Below are 1775 nucleotides of genomic sequence, written 5' to 3'. Positions count from 1 at the left end.
TGACTACGCCAACGACACCTGGAACCTGGGCACCTACCTAAAGTAAGGACGTCTCAAATGCTTGACACTGCAGAAATCGTAGCCCTTTGCCGGGCAGAACACGGCGACCCGTATGCGGTCCTCGGAATGCACATCGACGCGGACGGCGGACTATGGGTCCGCAGCCTGCAACCGGGCGCTCTTTCGGTCGTCGTCGTCGACGCCAAGACCGCCAAGCCCGTCGTCGCACTGGAAGCGCGCGCGGTCGACGGCGTCGAAGGCTTCTTTGAAGGACTCATCCCGCGCCGGCGCACCGCTTTTCCCTACCGCCTGCAGATCACCTGGGAGTCCGGCGTCCAGGAGACCGATGACCCCTATCGTTTTCCCACCGTGCTCGGCGAGATGGACGTCTGGCTGCTGGCTGAAGGCTCGCACCTGCGGCCCTTCGAGCGACTCGGCGCGCACCTGTGCGAGATCGATGGCGTCGCCGGCACCGCTTTCGCCGTCTGGGCGCCCGATGCGCAACGCGTCAGCGTCGTCGGCGACTTCAATATCTGGGACGGTCGTCGCCACCCGATGCGCCTGCGCCGCGAATGCGGGGTGTGGGAGATCTTCCTGCCGGGCGTCAGCGCCGGCGCCCACTACAAATACGAAATACGTTCGCACGCCGGCCACCGGCTGCCGCTCAAGGCCGACCCCTACGGCTTCGAAGCCGAAATGCGGCCCTCGACCGCATCGATCGTCTGCGCCCTGCCGCCGCCCGTCGACCCCTCGTCGGTGCCCGCCGGCGACCTCCTCGGCGCGCCGATGTCGATCTATGAAGTGCATCTCGCCTCGTGGCGGCGAGCCGACGACGGCGGCTTCCCCGACTGGCAGCGGATCAGCGAAACGCTGATCCCGTACGTCGTCAACCTGGGCTTCACGCACATGGAACTGCTGCCGATTTCCGAACATCCCTTCGACGGCTCCTGGGGCTATCAGCCGCTCGGGCTTTATTCGCCGACCGCCCGGCACGGCAACCCGACCGGCTTTCGCGACTTTGTCGCCGCCTGCCACGCCGCCGGGCTGCGGGTCCTGGTGGACTGGGTGCCGGCACATTTCCCGACCGACGAACACGGTCTCGGTCGCTTCGACGGGCAAGCGCTCTACGAGCACGCCGACCCCCGCGAGGGCATGCACCAGGACTGGGGAACGCTGATCTACAACTTCGGCCGCCGCGAAGTCAGCAACTACCTGATCGGCAATGCGCTGTTCTGGATCGAGCGTTACGGCATCGACGGCCTGCGCGTCGATGCGGTGGCCTCGATGCTCTACCGCGACTACAGCCGCGAGGACGGGCAATGGCTGCCGAACCAGTACGGCGGCCGCGAGAATCTCGAAGCGGTGGCCTTCCTGCGCCGGATGAACGAGGTTCTCGGCCAGGAACACCCGGCGGCCGACACTCATGCCGAGGAGTCGACCGCCTGGCCGATGGTCAGTCGGCCGCCGTCGATGGGCGGCCTCGGTTTCCACTACAAGTGGAACATGGGCTGGATGCACGACGTTCTCGACTACATGACCAAGGACCCGGTGCATCGCAAGTATCACCACAATCAGTTGAGCTTCGGGATGATGTATGCCTTCACCGAGAATTTCGTCCTGCCGCTGTCGCATGACGAAGTGGTGCACGGCAAGGGCTCGCTGATCAGCAAGATGGCCGGCGACTACTGGCAGAAGTTCGCCAACCTGCGCTCGCTGTACGGCTTCATGTGGGCGCATCCGGGCAAGAAGCTGCTCTTCATGGGCGGCGAAATCGC

The 1775-nt window shown here is 65.2% G+C and carries 1 protein-coding gene; it reads left to right on the top strand.

Annotated elements, in window-relative coordinates:
- Positions 1-57: 57 nt before the first annotated feature.
- On the top strand, positions 58-1775 hold a 1718-nt coding region (gene glgB / locus ACCAA_RS01785; protein ID WP_186405538.1), incomplete at its 3' end, for a 1,4-alpha-glucan branching protein GlgB.

Source organism: Candidatus Accumulibacter aalborgensis (assembly GCF_900089955.1).
GTDB classification, from domain to species: Bacteria; Pseudomonadota; Gammaproteobacteria; order Burkholderiales; family Rhodocyclaceae; genus Accumulibacter; species Accumulibacter aalborgensis.
The sequence above is the reverse complement of the archived record's forward strand: the minus strand, read 5'-3'. Positions and strand labels throughout refer to the sequence as shown.